The 16,571-nt window shown below is 72.7% G+C and carries 18 protein-coding genes; 10 read left to right on the top strand and 8 right to left on the bottom strand.

Annotated features, from left to right (window positions below; translation table 11 throughout):
- Nucleotides 1-248 (top strand): hypothetical protein (locus NOCJ54_RS30270; RefSeq protein ID WP_232221729.1); only part of this gene is annotated, 248 nt, incomplete at its 5' end.
- A 21-nt stretch (nucleotides 249-269) separates the two neighbouring features.
- Here the strand turns inward: NOCJ54_RS30270 and NOCJ54_RS0109065 are convergent.
- Both NOCJ54_RS0109065 and NOCJ54_RS0109060 read right to left on the bottom strand, forming a co-directional pair.
- On the bottom strand, nucleotides 270-1,298 hold the full coding sequence (locus NOCJ54_RS0109065; RefSeq protein ID WP_028655246.1) for a 6-phosphofructokinase: 1,029 nt from the start codon (nucleotides 1,296-1,298) through the stop codon (nucleotides 270-272).
- A 10-nt stretch (nucleotides 1,299-1,308) separates the two neighbouring features.
- On the bottom strand, nucleotides 1,309-2,418 hold the full coding sequence (locus NOCJ54_RS0109060) for an ABC transporter ATP-binding protein (protein WP_028655245.1): 1,110 nt from the start codon (nucleotides 2,416-2,418) through the stop codon (nucleotides 1,309-1,311).
- Nucleotides 2,419-2,673: 255 nt separating this feature from the next.
- Between NOCJ54_RS0109060 and NOCJ54_RS0109055 the strand changes: the two genes are divergently transcribed.
- Genes NOCJ54_RS0109055 through NOCJ54_RS0109030 form a run of 6 tightly spaced genes read left to right on the top strand, consistent with a single transcriptional unit; the run spans nucleotide 2,674 to nucleotide 9,249 of the window.
- On the top strand, nucleotides 2,674-3,981 hold the full coding sequence (locus NOCJ54_RS0109055) for an ABC transporter substrate-binding protein (RefSeq protein WP_036517342.1): 1,308 nt from the start codon (nucleotides 2,674-2,676) through the stop codon (nucleotides 3,979-3,981).
- A 48-nt stretch (nucleotides 3,982-4,029) separates the two neighbouring features.
- Nucleotides 4,030-5,061: a carbohydrate ABC transporter permease gene (locus NOCJ54_RS29400; protein ID WP_036517341.1), complete on the top strand. Its 1,032-nt coding sequence runs from the start codon at nucleotides 4,030-4,032 to the stop codon at nucleotides 5,059-5,061.
- Nucleotides 5,058-5,894, top strand: a complete 837-nt coding sequence (locus NOCJ54_RS0109045) for a carbohydrate ABC transporter permease (protein WP_028655243.1) — start codon at nucleotides 5,058-5,060, stop codon at nucleotides 5,892-5,894. The genes NOCJ54_RS29400 and NOCJ54_RS0109045 overlap by 4 nt, the downstream gene beginning before the upstream one ends.
- Nucleotides 5,891-7,357, top strand: coding sequence for a glycoside hydrolase family 1 protein (locus NOCJ54_RS24780; RefSeq protein WP_036517339.1), 1,467 nt, complete (start codon nucleotides 5,891-5,893; stop codon nucleotides 7,355-7,357). The genes NOCJ54_RS0109045 and NOCJ54_RS24780 overlap by 4 nt, the downstream gene beginning before the upstream one ends.
- Before the next feature lie 10 nt (nucleotides 7,358-7,367).
- A complete protein-coding gene (locus tag NOCJ54_RS0109035) occupies nucleotides 7,368-8,402 on the top strand; it encodes a LacI family DNA-binding transcriptional regulator (RefSeq protein ID WP_028655242.1) in 1,035 nt (344 codons plus the stop codon).
- Nucleotides 8,403-8,433: 31 nt separating this feature from the next.
- Nucleotides 8,434-9,249, top strand: coding sequence for a DUF1028 domain-containing protein (locus NOCJ54_RS0109030; RefSeq protein WP_028655241.1), 816 nt, complete (start codon nucleotides 8,434-8,436; stop codon nucleotides 9,247-9,249).
- Between the two features lie 19 nt (nucleotides 9,250-9,268).
- On the opposite strand, the gene NOCJ54_RS0109025 is transcribed toward NOCJ54_RS0109030, so the two are convergent.
- Both NOCJ54_RS0109025 and NOCJ54_RS24775 read right to left on the bottom strand, forming a co-directional pair.
- Nucleotides 9,269-10,159, bottom strand: coding sequence for a hypothetical protein (locus tag NOCJ54_RS0109025; RefSeq protein WP_028655240.1), 891 nt, complete (start codon nucleotides 10,157-10,159; stop codon nucleotides 9,269-9,271).
- Between the two features lie 33 nt (nucleotides 10,160-10,192).
- The gene (locus tag NOCJ54_RS24775; RefSeq protein ID WP_051485643.1) at nucleotides 10,193-10,813 is read right to left on the bottom strand and encodes a TetR/AcrR family transcriptional regulator; all 621 of its coding nucleotides are present in this window, start codon (nucleotides 10,811-10,813) and stop codon (nucleotides 10,193-10,195) included.
- Between the two features lie 55 nt (nucleotides 10,814-10,868).
- Between NOCJ54_RS24775 and NOCJ54_RS0109015 the strand changes: the two genes are divergently transcribed.
- A complete protein-coding gene (locus NOCJ54_RS0109015) occupies nucleotides 10,869-12,086 on the top strand; it encodes an oxygenase MpaB family protein (protein ID WP_051485642.1) in 1,218 nt (405 codons plus the stop codon).
- Nucleotides 12,087-12,125: 39 nt separating this feature from the next.
- Here the strand turns inward: NOCJ54_RS0109015 and NOCJ54_RS0109010 are convergent, their stop codons facing one another.
- The 4 genes from NOCJ54_RS0109010 to NOCJ54_RS0108995 are packed head-to-tail and all read right to left on the bottom strand — an operon-like array spanning nucleotide 12,126 to nucleotide 15,201.
- On the bottom strand, nucleotides 12,126-12,782 hold the full coding sequence (locus NOCJ54_RS0109010; protein ID WP_028655238.1) for a response regulator: 657 nt from the start codon (nucleotides 12,780-12,782) through the stop codon (nucleotides 12,126-12,128).
- Nucleotides 12,783-12,801: 19 nt separating this feature from the next.
- The gene (locus tag NOCJ54_RS0109005) at nucleotides 12,802-13,311 is read right to left on the bottom strand and encodes a flavin reductase family protein (protein WP_028655237.1); all 510 of its coding nucleotides are present in this window, start codon (nucleotides 13,309-13,311) and stop codon (nucleotides 12,802-12,804) included.
- Entirely contained in the window at nucleotides 13,308-14,459 is a 1,152-nt protein-coding gene (gene macS, locus NOCJ54_RS0109000) for a MacS family sensor histidine kinase (RefSeq protein ID WP_028655236.1), read from the bottom strand. The genes NOCJ54_RS0109005 and macS overlap by 4 nt, the downstream gene beginning before the upstream one ends.
- Before the next feature lie 31 nt (nucleotides 14,460-14,490).
- A complete protein-coding gene (locus NOCJ54_RS0108995) occupies nucleotides 14,491-15,201 on the bottom strand; it encodes a lysophospholipid acyltransferase family protein (RefSeq protein WP_028655235.1) in 711 nt (236 codons plus the stop codon).
- Nucleotides 15,202-15,350: 149 nt separating this feature from the next.
- Here NOCJ54_RS0108995 and NOCJ54_RS0108990 point away from each other — a divergent pair, with 149 nt between their 5' ends.
- A complete protein-coding gene (locus tag NOCJ54_RS0108990) occupies nucleotides 15,351-16,142 on the top strand; it encodes an alpha/beta hydrolase (protein WP_028655234.1) in 792 nt (263 codons plus the stop codon).
- A gap of 21 nt (nucleotides 16,143-16,163) precedes the next feature.
- Nucleotides 16,164-16,571 (top strand): hypothetical protein, encoded by a 408-nt coding sequence (locus NOCJ54_RS28150; protein ID WP_051485641.1) that lies wholly within the window; start codon nucleotides 16,164-16,166, stop codon nucleotides 16,569-16,571.

The following is a 16,571-nucleotide window of genomic DNA, read 5'->3' as shown; positions in this document are numbered from 1 at the left end:
ACGTCATCTGCGACACCGACGGCACCCCCGTCACCGCAGCGCAGGCCAAGCAGATCATCGCCCAGCAGTGGACCGTCCCACCCGAGGTGCGCTCGCGCCGCCGCAGCAAGAAGGCGGGGAAGGCCCCTCACCAAGCCCCAGCGGGGCATGCAAAGCCAGACACCCAACGGCGTCGGCACACGAGGCGACCTTCCCCACCAACGATCCTGACAACCGGCATCGACGACGTCAAACAACCCGCCACTTGACGCCTGATCCCCAATAGGGAATCAGCCGAAGAAGACCTGCGCCTCGGCGTACTCCCGCGGGCTGACGACCTTCAGCTCGCCGGTGCCCTCGATGAGCGGGACCCGCACGATGTCGGCGCCGCGCAGGGCCACCATGACGCCGTACTCCCCGTCGGCGACCGCGTCGATCGCCTGCAGGCCGAAGCGGGTGGCCAGCCACCGGTCGAACGCGGTAGGCGTCCCGCCGCGCTGGACGTGGCCCAGGACGACGGCGCGCGCCTCCTTGCCGGTGCGGTCCTCGATCTCGCGGGCGAGCCGGTCGCCGATGCCGCCGAGGCGGACGTGGCCGAAGGCGTCCTTCTCGCCGCTGGCCAGGGTCATCCCGCTGCCGTCGGCGGGCACCGCACCCTCGGAGACCACGATGATCGGGGCGTACTCGCTGTGGAAGCGGGTCTCGACGTGGGCGCAGACCGCCTCGATGTCGAAGGGCACCTCCGGGATGAGCACCGCGCTCGCCCCGCCGGCGATGCCGGCGTGCAGCGCGATCCACCCGGCGTGGCGGCCCATCACCTCCACGACGAGCACGCGGTGGTGCGACTCGGCGGTGGTGTGCAGCCGGTCGATCGCCTCGGTGGCGATGTTGACCGCGGTGTCGAAGCCGAAGGTGAAGTCGGTGCCGGACAGGTCGTTGTCGATGGTCTTCGGGACGCCGACGACCTGGACCCCGAGGTCGGCGAGCTTCGTCGCGACCCCGAGGGTGTCCTCGCCGCCGATCGCGACGAGGGCGTCGACCCGTGCGGCCGCGAGGTTCTCGCGGATCCGCTCGACGCCGTTCTCGACGCTGAAGGGGTTGGTGCGCGACGAGCCGAGGATCGTGCCGCCGCGCGGGAGGATGCCGCGGCACTGCTCGATGCCGAGCGGCATGGTCAAGCCCTCGAGGGGCCCCCTCCAGCCGTCGCAGAAGCCGATGAACTCGAAGCCGTGCTCCTTGACGCCCTTGCGGACGACGGCCCGGATCACTGCGTTGAGCCCGGGACAGTCACCTCCACCGGTCAGCACTCCGACGCGCATGGCACTCAACCTACGCCCCGAGCCGGAGGCCGGTCTCGCCGTCGAAGACGTGCACCGCGGCCGGGTCGACGGCCAGGCGGACCCGCTCGCCGCGTCGCAGGCCGGTGCGCTGGTCGAGCCGGACGACGACCTGCGGCACGAGCTCGCCGGCGGGGCGGGTGCCGAGGTCGCCGGCGGCCGGGGTGGCGTAGAGGTAGGAGTCGGCGCCGAGCTCCTCGACGACCTGCACGGTGACGGGCAGCCCCGGCTCGTCCGGGCCGACGACGCGCCACGCCTCCGGGCGGACGCCGAGGGTGACCGGGCCGGTGGCGGCCGCGGCGGCGTCCCGGGCGATCGGGATGTCGACCCCGTCGACGACGGCCACCCCGTCGCCGGCGGTCTTGCCGGTGAGCAGGTTCATCGCCGGGGAGCCGATGAAACCGGCGACGAAGGCGTTGGCCGGCCGGTCGAAGAGCGCGAGCGGGGTGTCGACCTGCTGCAGGACGCCGTCCTTCATGACCGCCACCCGGTCCCCCATCGTCATCGCCTCCACCTGGTCGTGGGTGACGTAGACCGTGGTGGTGCCGAGCCGGCGCTGCAGGGCCGCGATCTGGGTGCGGGTGGAGACCCGCAGCTTCGCGTCGAGGTTGGACAGCGGCTCGTCCATGCAGAAGACCTGGGGCTGGCGGACGATCGCGCGCCCCATCGCCACCCGCTGGCGCTGGCCGCCGGACAGTGCGCGCGGCTTGCGGTCGAGCACGCCCTCGAGGTCGAGCAGCTTCGCGGCCTCGCCGACCCGGGACATGCGCTCAGACTTCGGGACCCCGGCGATCTTGAGCGCGAAGGCCATGTTCTCCGCCACCGTCAGGTGCGGGTAGAGCGCGTAGGTCTGGAAGACCATGGCGATGTCGCGGTCCTTCGGCGCGACGTCGGTGACGTCCTGGTCGCCGATGTGGATCGACCCCGACGTCACCGGCTCGAGCCCGGCCAGCATCCGCAGCGAGGTCGACTTGCCGCAGCCCGAGGGCCCGACCAGCACCATGAACTCGCCGTCGGCGATCTCCAGGTCCAGCCCGTCGACGGCGGGCCGGTCGGCGCCCGGGTAGGCGTAGGTCGCCTGGTCGAACCGCACCTGTGCCATGTCCGCTCCTCTCGCGGGTCTCCCACCGGCGTCCACCGGTGACGGGGCTCACAGTAGGACAGGCTTCCACGCCCGTCTAGTGGAAGCGCTCCCACCCGAGACGGGCGCCCTGGTCTCGATCTCTCGCGAGGGGTGTTGACGTCGAGTGTGACCCATGTCATGGTGTGCACGCCGCACGGAATGGAAGCGCTCTCACACCTGCAGCGCCGACAGCGGCAGACTCCCGCCTCATCGCTCACCCCGAGGAGCAACACCGTGCACCACACCACCGCGGGCCTTCGCCGGCCCACCCGCCTGGTCGCCTCGGCGGCCGTCGCGAGCCTCGTCCTCGGGATGAGTGCCTGCGGCTCCAGCGACGACCCGACCAAGTCCGCCGAGCAGCAGAAGCTGGGCGAGGGCGAGTCGTTGACGATCACCACCTTCGGCGAGTTCGGCTACGACGCCCTCATCGAGGAGTGGAACGCGGCCAACCCCGACATCCAGGTCAAGCAGACCAAGGTCTCCCTCTGGGACGACTGGAAGAACGAGCTCAACACCAACCTGCAGGCCGGCAGCGGCCTGCCGGACGTGGTCGCCGTCGAGGGCGACTTCATGCCGGCCCTCGTCGCCGCCCCCGACCGGTGGGTCGACCTGTCCTCCGACGAGGTGGAGGGCCGCTGGCTCGACTTCAAGGAGGAGGCTGCCACCACGCCCGACGGCGCGCTCCTCGGGTACGCGACCGACGCCGGCCCGGAGGCGATCTGCTACCGCGCCGACCTCTTCGAGAAGGCCGGGCTGCCCAGCGACCGCGCCGAGGTCGCGAAGCTGATGACCACCTGGGAGGACTACTTCGCGCTCGGCGAGAAGTTCGTCAAGGCCGTCCCCGGCAGCGCCTGGTACGACGCCTCCGGCTCGATTGCGCAGGCGATGCTCAACCAGGTGGAGTTCCCGTTCGAGCAGGCTGACAACACCGTCGACGTCGAGAACGAGGAGCTCAAGGCCCTCTACGACACCGTGACCAGCCACGTGCCGACACTGTCGACGAAGGCCCCGCAGTGGAGCGACGACTGGAGCGCCGGCTTCAAGAAGGACGGCTTCGCCACCATCCCCTGCCCGGGCTGGATGCGCAGCAACATCCGTGACAACACCGGCGACCCGGCGCCGAAGGGTGTCGTGTGGGACATCGCCGACGTGTTCCCGGGCGGTGGCGGCAACTGGGGCGGCTCCTACCTCGCGATCCCGAAGACGTCGAAGCACCAGGCCGAGGCGCAGGAGTTCATCACCTGGATCACCGCCCCGGAGCAGCAGCTGAAGATCTTCGCCAGCCTCGGCAACTTCCCCTCGCAGGTCGAGGCGCTCGAGGACCCGGAGCTGCTCAAGGCCACGGACCCGTACTTCAACGACGCCCCGGCCGGTGAGATCTTCTCCAACCGCGCCGCCGCGATCGAGGTGCAGCCCTACCACGGCCCGCTCTACTCCGACATCCTCGGGAAGTTCCAGGACGCCATCAACCGCGTCGACCAGGGCACGGACCCGGAGAAGTCGTGGGGGACCTTCCTGTCCGACGTCGCTGCGCTGCAGTGACCCGGGCCGAGCCGGACACCTCCCACCCGACCGAGTGATCGAGACCCGATGACCAACAGCACCGCACCCGCCGGGGACGCCGCCACCGCGACGTCCCCGGCGGACGGGCGCCCCGAGCCGCCCGGGGACCGCCGGCGCGCCCGCGCCGCCGGCGACCGCAGGCTCCTGCGCCGCCAGCGCCGCTCGCGCTGGGACCTCAAGCTCAGCCCGTACCTCTACGTGTCGCCGTTCTTCGTCCTGTTCGCGCTCGTCGGGCTCTACCCGCTCCTCTACACCGGCTTCCTCTCGCTCTTCGACTGGAACCGCGCCTACTACGTGCGGGGCGAGTTCATCGGCCTCGACAACTACCGCTTCGTGCTGACCGACCCGGTCTTCCGCAAGGCCCTGGTCAACACCTTCTCGATCTTCCTCATGTCGTCGGTCCCCCAGGTCGTCCTGGCGGTGGCCGTGGCGGCCCTGCTCGACAACCGGCTGCGCGGGCGCACCTTCTGGCGGATGAGCGTGCTGCTGCCCTTCGTCGTCGCGCCGACGGCTGCCGTGCTGATCTTCGGCAGCCTGTTCGCCGACCGCTACGGCATGATCAACCAGCTCCTGACCGAGGTCGGCCTCGAGCCGATCCGGTGGCACGTCGACCGATGGTGGAGCCACCTGGCGATCGCCGGGATGGTCAACTGGCGCTGGACCGGCTACAACGCCCTGATCTTCCTCGCGGCCATGCAGGCGGTCCCCCGCGACCTCTACGAGGCGGCGTCGCTCGACGGCGCCGGGCGGATCCGCCAGTTCTTCTCCGTCACCCTGCCGATGATCCGGCCGACGATGATCTTCGTCATCATCACCAGCACCATCGGCGGGCTGCAGATCTTCACCGAGCCGCGGCTGTTCGACGACACCCCGAACCGCGAGGGCGGCCCGGACCACCAGTACATGACGTCGACGCTCTACATCTACGTCAAGGGCATCGAGGACCAGTTCTACGGTCGCGCCTCGGCCGCCGCCTGGATCCTCTTCCTCATCATCGTGGGGATCGCGGCACTCAACTTCGCGATCACCCGCTTCCTCACCCGCAGGAGCGTCTCGTGAGCGCCCGCACCTCCGGCCGCCCCGGGTTCCTCGTCTACGGCCTGCTCGCCGCGTTCGTGCTGGGCTCGGCGCTGCCGCTCTACTGGTCGTTCGTCATCGGCTCGCACACCAAGGGCGAGGCCAACGATTTCCCTCCCCCGCTCGTGCCGGGCGGCCACTTCCTCGAGAACGCCCGCCGCGTCATCGACTCGGTGGACTTCTGGCAGGCGATGCTCAACAGCCTCATCGTCTCGACCGCCTGCGGCGTCGCCGTGGTCTTCTTCTCGACCCTGGCCGGCTACGCGTTCGCGAAGCTGACGTTCCGCGGCAGCAACCTGCTGATGGGCTTCGTCGTGATGACGATGGCCGTGCCGACGCAGCTGGCGATCGTCCCGCTGTTCATCCTGATGCGCGACTACGGCCTGCTCGACACCCTCGCCGCCGTCGCCCTGCCGACGCTGGTCACCGCGTTCGGCGTGTTCTTCATGCGGCAGTACCTCGTCGACGCGGTGCCCACGGAGCTGATCGAGGCCGCCCGCATGGACGGCTGCACCATGCTGCGCACCTTCTGGACCGTCGCCGTCCCGGCCGCACGCCCGGCGATGGCGATCCTCTTCCTGTTCACCTTCATGCAGGTGTGGACCGACTACATGTGGCCCCTCGTCGCGCTGCAGGAGACCGAGACCCTCCAGATCGCCCTCGACCGGCTGGCGCTGACCGGCCAGGGCCAGACCACCGACTACGCGCTCGTCCTCGCAGGCGCCGGGATGTCGACCATCCCGCTGCTCCTGCTCTTCGTCCTCGCCGGCCGACAGCTGGTCACCGGCATCATGCAAGGAGCCGTCAAGGGATGACCTCCCCGACCCCCACCCCCGCCCAGCCCACCGACGGCGAGCCCACGTTCCCCGCCGACTTCCTCTGGGGAGCCGCGACCGCGGCGTACCAGATCGAGGGCGCCGCCAGCGAGGACGGCCGCACGCCATCGATCTGGGACACCTTCAGCAGGGTCCCCGGCGCGGTGCGCAACGGCGACACCGGGGACGTCGCGTGCGACCACTACCACCGGATGCCCGAGGACGTCGCCCTCGTGCGCGACCTCGGCCTCGGCTCCTACCGCTTCTCCATCGCGTGGCCGCGGGTGCGCCCGGACGGCGGTGCCCCCAACCCGGCGGGCATCGGCTTCTACGACCGCCTCGTCGACGAGCTCCTCGGGGCCGGCGTGCTGCCGTGGGCGACGCTCTACCACTGGGACCTGCCCCAGGCGCTCGAGGACGCCGGCGGCTGGCTGGAGCGGGACACCGTCGAGCGGTACGTCGAGTACGCGCTCACGATCCACGAGGCGCTCGGCGACCGCGTGCACCACTGGACCACCTTCAACGAGCCGTGGTGCAGCGCCTTCCTCGGCTACACCGGCGGCCAGCACGCGCCGGGCCGGCAGGAGGGCGTCGCCGGCGTCATCGCCGCCCACCACCTCCTGCTCGCCCACGGGCGCACCGTGGAGGAGCTGCGCCGGCGCGCACCGGAGGACCAGCTCGGCATCACGCTGAACCTCACCCTGTCCGAGCCCTTCGACACCGGCGAGCCGGCCGACGTGGCGGCGGCCGAGCGGGTCGACCAGCTGTGGAACCGGGTGTTCCTCGAGCCGGTCCTGCGCGGCAAGTACGACGACGGGCTGGCCGCGCACACCGAGGGCATGACCTGGCGCGGCCGGGCCTGGCAGGAGTTCGTGCTCGAGGGCGACCTCGAGGTGATCAGCGCTCCCCTCGACTTCCTGGGCGTGAACTACTACCACGGCGACGCCGCGTCGGGTCGCGAGCACCCGGCGGCCGACCTGCTCGGCTCGCGGATCCCGCACCCGAGCCGGCCGACCTCCAGCCCGTTCCCGGGCGGCGACGGCATCGTCTTCCCCCGCCGCGGGCTGCCGGTGACCGGCATCGACTGGGAGGTCCAGCCCGACGGCCTGCGCGACCTGCTGGTCGGGCTCGCCCGCGACTACGACCTCCCGCCGGTCTACATCACCGAGAACGGCGCGGCCTACCCCGACGAGGTGGCGCCCGACGGCACGGTGCACGACCCGGAGCGGGTGACCTACTTCCACGGCCACCTGCGCGCCCTCCACGAGGCGATGGCCGCCGGTGTCGACGTGCGCGGCTACTTCGCGTGGTCGTTGCTCGACAACTTCGAGTGGGCCTACGGCTACGAGCAGCGCTTCGGCATCGTGCACTGCGACTTCGAGAACCAGCGTCGTACCCCCAAGTCGAGCGCCCGGCTCATCGCCGAGGTCGCCCGCACCGGACGCCTGCCGGAAGTCGGTTAACGTGCCCCGCGTGAACCGACCGCCGAGCGACTCCCCGGGGGGTGCGCCGACCCTCGACGAGGTCGCCCGCCGCGCCGGTGTGTCGCGGGCGACGGCCTCGCGCGCGATCAACGGGGGCAACCGGGTCTCCCCCGCCGCGCTCGCCGCGGTCGAGGCGGCCGTGCTCGAGCTCGGCTACACCCCGAACCCGGCCGCCCGGAGCCTGGTCACCCGACGCACCGACTCGGTCGCGCTGGTGGTGCCCGAGCCGGACGAGCGGGTGTTCTCCGACCCCTTCTTCGTGCACACCCTGCGCGGGGTCAACCGGATGCTCGCGACCCGGGACCTGCAGCTCGTGCTGCTGCTGGCGAAGCCCGGCGAGGAGGAGCGGCGCCTGCTGCGCTACCTCGGCAGCCGGCACATCGACGGCGCGATCGTGGTCTCGCACCACCGCAGCGACCGGCTCGCCGACCACCTCGCCGCGCTCGGCCTGCCGTGCGCGTTCGTCGGCCGGCCGTGGACCAGCGCGGACAAGGTCGCCTACGTCGACACCGACAACGTCGCGGGCGGGCGGGCCGCGACCGAGCTGCTGGTCGAGCGGGGCTGCCGCCGGATCGCGACGATCGCCGGACCGGGCGACATGGCCGCCGGCATCGACCGCCTCGACGGCTGGCGCACGACCATGCGGGCCGCGGGGCTGTCCGACGATCTCGTCGAGCACGGCGACTTCACCGAGTCCGGCGGCGAGGCGGCGGCCCGGCTGCTGCTGGAGCGGGCGCCGGACCTCGACGGCATCGTCGCCGCGTCGGACCTCATGGCGGCGGGCGCGCTGCGCGTGCTCGCCGGGTCGGGACGCAGCGTCCCGGGCGACGTGGCTGTGGTCGGGTACGACGATGTGGGGGTACCCGAACGCACCACGCCGCAGCTGACGACGGTGCGCAACCCGATCGGGGAGATGGCCGAGCAGGCCGTGCGGCTGCTGCTGGAGCAGATCGACGACCAGCGCGGACCACGCCCGATCCGGGTGATCTTCCCGCCGGCGCTGGTCCGCCGCGACTCGGCCTAGGCCGGCTCCCGGCGCGCCCTAGGCTGCGGGCATGACCTTCTCGATCGTTGCCCGCTCCGCCGACGGCGAGACCTGGGGCGTCGCCGTCGCCTCGAAGTTCCTCGCCGTCGGCTCCGCCGTCCCGGCCGCCGTGGCGGGGGTCGGTGCCATCGCCACCCAGGCCGACGCGAACGTGGCCTGGAAGGGTCTCGCCCTCGCCCACCTGGACGAGGGGGCGACCGCACCGGTCGCGCTCCAGCGGCTCCTGGAGGAGGATCCCGGCTACCAGCACCGCCAGGCCGGCATCGTCGACCTCGACGGCAACGCCGCCTCGCACACCGGCACCGAGTGCATCCCGTGGGCCGGCGGCCGCACCGGCGACGGCTACGCCATCCAGGGCAACTGCCTGGCCGGCCCCGAGGTGGTCGAGGCGATGGAGGAGGCCTGGCTCGCCAGCGACGCCACGGCGCCCCTGCAGGACCGGCTGGTGGCCGCGCTGGCCGCGGGCGACGAGGCCGGCGGCGACCGTCGCGGGCGCCAGTCCGCCGCGATCATGGTGGTCCGCGAGGAGGCCGGTTACGGCGGTCGCGACGACGTCGCCGTCGACCTCCGCGTCGACGACCACGCCGCGCCGATCGAGGAGCTGCGCCGGCTGCTGGCGCTGCACGAGCTCTACCTCACCGCCTCGACCGACGACGAGAAGGTGGTGGTCCACGCCGGGCTGCGTGAGGAGCTGGAGGCCTTCGCGACCGCGGCCGGCCACCCCGACTTCCTGACCTGGGTGGGCACCGAGAACTACGAGATGCGGGTCTCCCCCGAGCTGGCCTGGATCGACCGGCGGGTGCTCGAGATCGTCCGCGCGGGCTGAGGTCCGCCGTCCCGGCGGGTCAGCCGAGGCGGTCGAGCGCGCGCTGGGCGGCGTCGCGCTCCGCGGTGGCGGTGCGCAGCTCGGCCGAGGCACCGTCGCGGACCTCCTCGGCCTCGGCCAGCTCCTCCTCGAGCCCCTCGGCCTGGTCCTCGAGGTCGGCGAGCTTGCGGCGCAGCTCGTCGATCTCGGCCTGCACCTGCAGCTGGCGCGCCTCGAGCCGCTCGACCTCGGCCTTCGCCTCGTCGTGGGCTTCGGCCGCGGCCTCGTGCTCCTCGACCGCCGCGGCGAGGCGCTCCTCCGCGGCCGCGCGCGCCTTCGCCTCCCTGTCCGGGTCCGGTACGACGTGCAGGTCGGGCGGGCCGGGCGCCTTCGCCTCGCGCGGCGTGGCGCTGAAGCCCAGCGCCTCCGGCACGGCGAGCGCCGTGGCGAGGTCGCCCTCCTCCATCGGCTCGACGCCGGTGGTGCGCAGCGCCGCGGTCAGGAGCCCGCTGCGCACGGCCCGGCCGCAGCCCTCGTCGACCATCGCGGCGGTGAGCGTCGCCTCGACCTGCTCGGCGACGGCCTCGGTGACCCGCAGGCCCTCCTCGGCGGCGAGCCGCCGGGCCTGGGTGGTGACGGCGGCGGTGACCTGCCGGCGTTGCCGGGTGAGGTTGCGGAGCTCGCCGGCCGACATCGCCTGCTGGGCCTCGCGCAGGGCCGCGCCGACGCTGAGCACCTGGTCGACCTGGCCTCCCTCGCGTCGTACCAGCAGGTTGACGACCCACGCAGCGGTGCTGGGCTTGCGCAACGACTTCACCTTCGCGGCCAGCGGCGTGCCCTTGAGCTCCTTCACCCGTGCGTCGCGCGACGGCGTGAACTCGCCCAGCGGCAGGGCGTAGAGCTCGTCGGCGATCTCCAGCAGGTCGGCCACGCCCCGAGTCTGCCCGACGCGCGGGCCCTGCGGTCAGTCCCCTCCCGGAAGGTCGCGCAGGCCGGCGCTGATCATCGCGACCGTCAGGTCGACGAGCTGGTCCCGGTCCACGCCCGGTGGCCGTGCCAGCGCGGTGCGCAGGCAGGTGGAGACGAGGACACCCATCAGCATGAACACCACGCCCTCGAGCCGCTCGGCCGGCAGGTCCGGGCGGTGCCGGCGCGGGAGCAGGGAGGCGAGCCGGTGCAGGTCGGCCTCGATCTCGGGGAGCACGTTGGCGTTGTTGCCGGCCGGCATGCGGTTGACCATCGCGGTGATGACGCCACGGTGCTGCTCGAAGCCCTCGACGAGGGTGACCACGACCAGCCGGATGGCGTCCTCGAGGTCGAGCTCGAGCGCGTCGACGACGCTGACCATGAGGTCGTCGCTGATCGCGCGCACCGCCTCGTCGCGGAGCACGTCGAGCAGCTCGTTGCGGTCGTTGAAGTAGCGGTAGAACGTGCCGCTGCTGACGTGCGCACGCTCGACGACGGCGGTCGTGGTCAGCCGGTCGGCGCCGTGCTGGTCGAGGATGCGCACGGCCGTGTCCAGGAGGTGCCGGCGCGTCTGGACGGCCCGGTCCTGGCGCGGACGGGCCCGCGGGCGCTGCGCCACGAGGCCTCCCGAAAAGCGAGTAGAAGGTGAGACTTCCTCACTTTAGCCTCGTGGCATGGTGACCGAGCAGCTCCCCGCCAGCGTCCCGACCAGCCTCCGTCGGGTGGACGAGGCCCGGCGCCGGTTCGGGGAATTCACCGACACCTACCTCGCCGCCATGTGGCAGGGCGACCCGCTGGCCGACGCCTTCGTCGCCGACTTCGCAAAGGTGGGGCACCGCCGGGCGATGCGCATGCTCCGGACCGCGTGCCGCGAGGGTATCGACGCCGTGCCCGACGCACCGGAGTCGCTGCGGGCGCTCTTCGCCGAGCTCGACCGCACCCCGCCGTGGCTCGACGCGGAGCGGATCTACCGCGACAGCCGCTACGTCTCGCGCTACTCCCGCGCCGCCGGCATCGTGCTCGGCGCCGCCTCCCTGGTCAGCGGCTACGCGAACTCCGCGGCGTCCCGGCCGCTGGAGATGACCGGGAGGTACGTCGAGAACGCCGGTGCGCGCACCATCGAGGTCGGCTCGTGGCTGATCGCCGTCAACCAGCCCGGCGGGCTGGACCGGTTCTCCGACGGCTTCGAGCTCACCGTGCGGGTGCGGATCATCCACGCGCTCGTCCGCGCCGACCTGCTGCGGCGTCCCGACTGGGACTCCGCCGCGTGGGGGCTGCCGATCTGCCAGGCCTACCTCGCCTACACGCTCGTCGAGTTCACGCTCATCCCGCTGCGCGCGATGCGGCAGGTCGGCGCGCCGTACCTCCCGCACGAGGTCGACGCGGCCTACGCCCGCTGGCGCTACCTCGGCCACCTGCTCGGCATCGACCCGTCCCTGCTCCCCCGCGACGCCGCCGAGCAGCAGCGGCTGGAGGAGGTCTACCTGCTGACCCGGCCGCCGGTCGACGACTACTGCCGGGCGCTGGTCGGCAGCATCAACCGCGAGTTCCTCGTGCCCGAGCTCGAGGGCGTCCTGCCCGGCCGCCTGGCCCGCCACGCGCCGGCCGTCGTGCACGCTCTGGAGCGGCTCTTCCTCGGTGACGAGATCGCTGACGAGCTGGCCATCCCGTCCACCCGGCTGACCGCGCTCGTGGCGCGCACCGGGCCGGTGCTGTCCGCGGTGAACCACGCGCTCGACCGGGTGCCGGCGACGCTGCCGCGCCGCGCGCGGCGCGGCAAGGCCTACGAGGCCGAGCAGGAGCAGCGGCTGCGCCGCGACTGGGGCGTCCAGCACGACCTCGTCGACGCCTCGCCCTCCGGCGGGAAGCCGCACCCCGCCCGCGGCGACTGAGCCGTCCGGGCCGTCCGGGCCGACGGGGCCGACTGGGCCCTACTCGTCGTCGTCGACGTCGAGGCCCTGCTCGATGGCGTAGCGGGTGAGCTGCACGCGGTTGTGCATCTGCAGCTTCCGCAGCGTGTTCTGCACGTGGTTCTGCACCGTGCGGTGGGAGAGCACGAGCCGCTCCGCGATCTGCTTGTACGACATCCCCTTGGCCACCATCCGCAGGATCTCGGTCTCCCGCTCGGTGAGCCTCTCCCCCGGCGGCGTCTCCGGCTGGTTCATCCGCCGGAACTCGCCGAGCACGAGCGCTGCGAGCCCGGGGGTGAACACGCTGTCGCCGGCCGCGACGCGGCGCACCGCGTCGAGCAGCTCCTCGCGCGAGGCCGACTTCACCAGGTAGCCGGTGGCACCGGCCTTCACGGCCGCGAGGACGTCGTCCTGCTCGCCCGACGCCGACAGGATCAGCACCCGCGACGACGGCTCCTCCGACAGCACCGCGGCCGTGACCTCGACGCCCGTCGGGGCGGGGATCTGCAGGTCCAGCACGACGACCTGCGGCCGGGTCGCCCGGAACCGGTTGATCGCCTCGGTGCCGGTGGCGGCCACCGCGACCACGTCGAAGCCGGCGGCCGCGAGGTCGCGCTCGACGGCGTCGCGCCACATGGGGTGGTCGTCGACGACCATGACCCGGATCTGGTCCGTCATGGTCAGGAACCCTAGTGCCCTACGCCTGGTGGCGGTGGAATCGGCCGCGGCGGTGCAGCAGCGGGTCGTCGGTCTCGCCGACCTCCACGTGCTCGACCACGGCCGCGACCTCGACGGACCAGCCGACCTCCCGCTCCCCCGTCAGGCGGACCCCCGCCCAGGTGGCCGACGACGCGAGCCGGGGCCCGTGGTCGGTGTCCACGAACGCGGCTTGCCGGAACGGGCCGCCCGGCGCCGGCGCCGTACCCGCGAACGCCTCGGCGAGCTGGCGGTCCGGCCACGACAGCAGCTGCACGATCGCGGTCCCGGTCTCACGGAGCACCTCGAGCAGGTCCGAGTCCGGGTCGAGGAGCGCCAGCACCGTCGGCTCCGGACCGAGGGCGACCATGAGCGAGGTGACCGTGAGTCCCGCGCGCTCGACGTCGTCGCCCGCGGTCCACAGCGTCACGGCGCCGCTGACGTGCGATCGGAACCGGCGCGCCGGGTCCGGGTCCGCGTCGGCGAAGGGGTGGGTGGTGTGGATCGTCATGCTGCCTCCCGGGGCACGCTGAGCACCCACTCCGTGCCGTGGGTGCCGGTGTCGAGCTCGGCGGTCCCGCCGAGGTCGCGCATCCGCCCGCAGATCGACTCGGAGACGCCCATCCGGCCCTCCGCGGCGGCCGCGGCGAGCCGGCCCTCGGGGATGCCCGGTCCCTCGTCGCGCACGGACACCTCGACCCGGTCCCCGAGGTCCTCCAGGAGCACCCACGCCGGGGCGCCCTCGCCGACGTGGCGGTCGACGTTGTCCAGGCACGCACGTACGACGGCCGCGAGCTCCTCCACGACCGGGGCGGGCAGCTCGACGGCTCCCGCGGGGAGTGCGACCTCCGTGCCGGGTCGGGCGCCGAGGGGGCCCAGGGCTGCGGAGAGGTCGGCGGTTGCCGGGGCGCCGCCCGGCGCGCGGGCGCCCTCGCCGGTGCCGACGGCGTCCTGGGAGCGGATGAGGGTGCGCAGCACGTTCTCCTGCTCGCCGGCCAGCCGGCCGAGCTCGGCCGCCTCGCCGCCCAGCTCGGACCCGCGGCGCTGCACCAGGGCCAGCACCTGCAGCACGCCGTCGTGCACGACCCGGGCCAGCCGCGCCCGCTCCTCGGCGGCCGCGGCCTCGCGCTGGGCGAGGTCGCGCTCGGCAGCCATCACCTTCAGCGACTCGCACAGGAAGCCGACCATGGATCCGCCGAGCAGGAGCAGGAAGACGTTGCCCCAGTCCTTCTGGGCGATCTCGGAGCGGCACAGCAGGTCGACGGCGCCGAGAGTCGCGGCTGCGACCGTCCCGCCGCGCCAGCCCCAGCGGGCGGCCCAGGCGAGCATCGCGCCGACGACGAAGTAGCTCGGGATGGTGGCGCTGAACCACGGCCCCTTGACGACCGGGGTCGCCAGCAGCAGCCCGACCGCGAGGGCCAGGTCGATGCCGAGCAGCGCCGGTCCGCGGCGCTCGGGGGCGGCGTACACCGGGATGAACACCGCGGTCGCGACGACCATCAGGCCGACGCACGCCCACGCCAGCGCGGGGTGGTCGAAGTTGTTGCGGTAGGCGTTGATGGCGAGGGCGTAGCCGAGCACGACGACTCGGAGCACCGCGAGCGCGCGGAACATCCGGTCCTCGACGGCGAGCGCCGCCCGCGACGGCGGGGTCCTCATGGCTGCCGGCCCAGACGGACGCCGCGACAGGTCAGGACGCCAGCTTCCGCTCGTCGTGCTCGGCCTTCTTCGCCTCGGCCTTGGCCTTGGTGGCGTACATGTCGACGTACTCCTGGCCGGACAGCTTCATGATCTCGTACATGATCTCGTCGGTGATCGAGCGCAGGATGAAGCGGTCGTTCTCCATGCCGGCGTAGCGGGAGAAGTCCATCGGCTTGCCGAAGCGGACGGTCGGACGCGTGATCCGGCCGAACTTCTTGCCCGGGGGCGCCACCACGTCGGTGCCGACGACGGCGACAGGGATGACCGGGACGCCGGTCTCCAGCGCGAGCCGGGCGATGCCGGTCTTGCCGCGGTAGAGGCGCCCGTCGTGGGAGCGGGTGCCCTCGGGGTAGATGCCGAAGAGCTCGCCCTCGGCGAGGACCCGCTTCGCCGAGACCAGCGCGCCGGAGGCGGCGTCGCCGCTGGTGCGGTCGATCGGGATGTTGCCGGTGCCGCTGAAGAAGTTCTTCTGCAGCCAGCCCTTGATGCCCGGCGAGGTGAAGTACTCCGCCTTGGCGACGAAGCGGACCATCCGCGGGATCACCAGCGGCATGAACAGCCAGTCGGCGTAGGAGAGGTGGTTGCTGGCGAGGATCGCCGGACCCGTCGCCGGGACGTTCTCGGCGCCCTCGGCGCGCGGCCTGAAGACGACCTTCAGGAGCGGCCCGAGCGCGATGAACTTCAGGAACCAGTAGAACACCTGACCCGTACCTTTCCCGTGGCGTGCGGCGCCCGCCCCGAACGGGCACCGGCTGCCTTGCAGCGTAGTGCCTCCCGGCTCCGGGACGTAGGCCTGCCCGTCACCCGCGACACCGCCCGCGCCGACCCGCCGTGCGGCACAATCGCGCCATGGCCACCAGCCCCGCGCCGCAGACCGAGCCACTGACGATCGCCGCCCGCCCCGAGCTGACCGGCGGACGCCGGGTCGCCGTGCTGCTCAGCCACGGGTTCACCGGCTCCCCGGTGTCGATGCGGCCGTGGGGCGAGCACCTCGGCGCGCTCGGGTACGGCGTCGCCGTACCCCTGCTGCCGGGGCACGGCACGACCTGGCAGGAGCTCAACCGGCACCGCTTCGCCGACTGGTACGGCGCCATCACCCGCACCTTCGACGACCTGCGCGCCGAGCACGACGCGGTCGTCGTGGGCGGGTTGTCCATGGGCGGCACGCTCGCGCTCCGGCTCGCCGCCGACCGCGGCGACCAGGTCGCGGGCGTGATGCTGGTCAACCCTGCCGTCGGCACGAAGCGGCTCGACGTCAAGCTGCTGCCGGTGCTCAAGCACCTCGTGCCGGCGTTCCCCGCGATCGCCGACGACATCAAGAAGCCGGGCGTCACCGAGTCCGCCTACACCAGGACCCCGCTCAAGGCGATCCACTCGCTGATCAGCAGCTGGCCGGGCCTGGTGGCCGACCTGCCGAAGGTCACCTCGCCGCTGCTCTACCTGCGCTCGAGCGTGGACCACGTCGTCGACGACGTGTCCGAGCCGGTCATCCTCGACCGCGTCTCCTCCACCGACGTCACCCGCGTCGAGCTGCCCGAGAGCTACCACGTCGCCACCCTCGACAACGACGCCCCGACGATCTTCGAGCGGTCGGCGGACTTCGTCGCCCGGGTCACCTCGGCGACCACCGCCAGCGCATGACCCCGGGCGTAGGCTGGGCACGTGCAGCGGGAGCAGCCTGACGAGGACGCCGCCTGGCAGGCCATCGTCGACAACTACGGCGAGCGGGTGCTCGAGCCCGAGGACCAGGCCGAGCCCGCTGCTGCCCCGGAGCCCGGGCCCGTGCGCCAGCCGGACGACGAGCCCCCGGAGCTGGGGTACGACGACGAGGACTCCTTCGTCCCGCCGCCCCCGCCGCCGCTCCCGCGCCCGACGCCGGACCGGCTGCTGGCCTGGCTCGGCGTCTTCGGCTCCCCCGCGGTGCTGCTGGTCTTCGTCGTCGCCGGCGTCGGCATCCCGTCGCTGGTCGGCTGGGCGCTGGTCGGCGCCTTCCTCGTCGGGTTCGGCTACCTCGTGCTGACGATGCCGAGCGACCCGCGCGACCCGTGGGACGACGGCGCGGTCCTCTAG

This window comes from Nocardioides sp. J54 (genome assembly GCF_000519005.1).
GTDB lineage: Bacteria > Actinomycetota > Actinomycetes > Propionibacteriales > Nocardioidaceae > Nocardioides.
The sequence above is the reverse complement of the archived record's forward strand: the minus strand, read 5'-3'. Positions and strand labels throughout refer to the sequence as shown.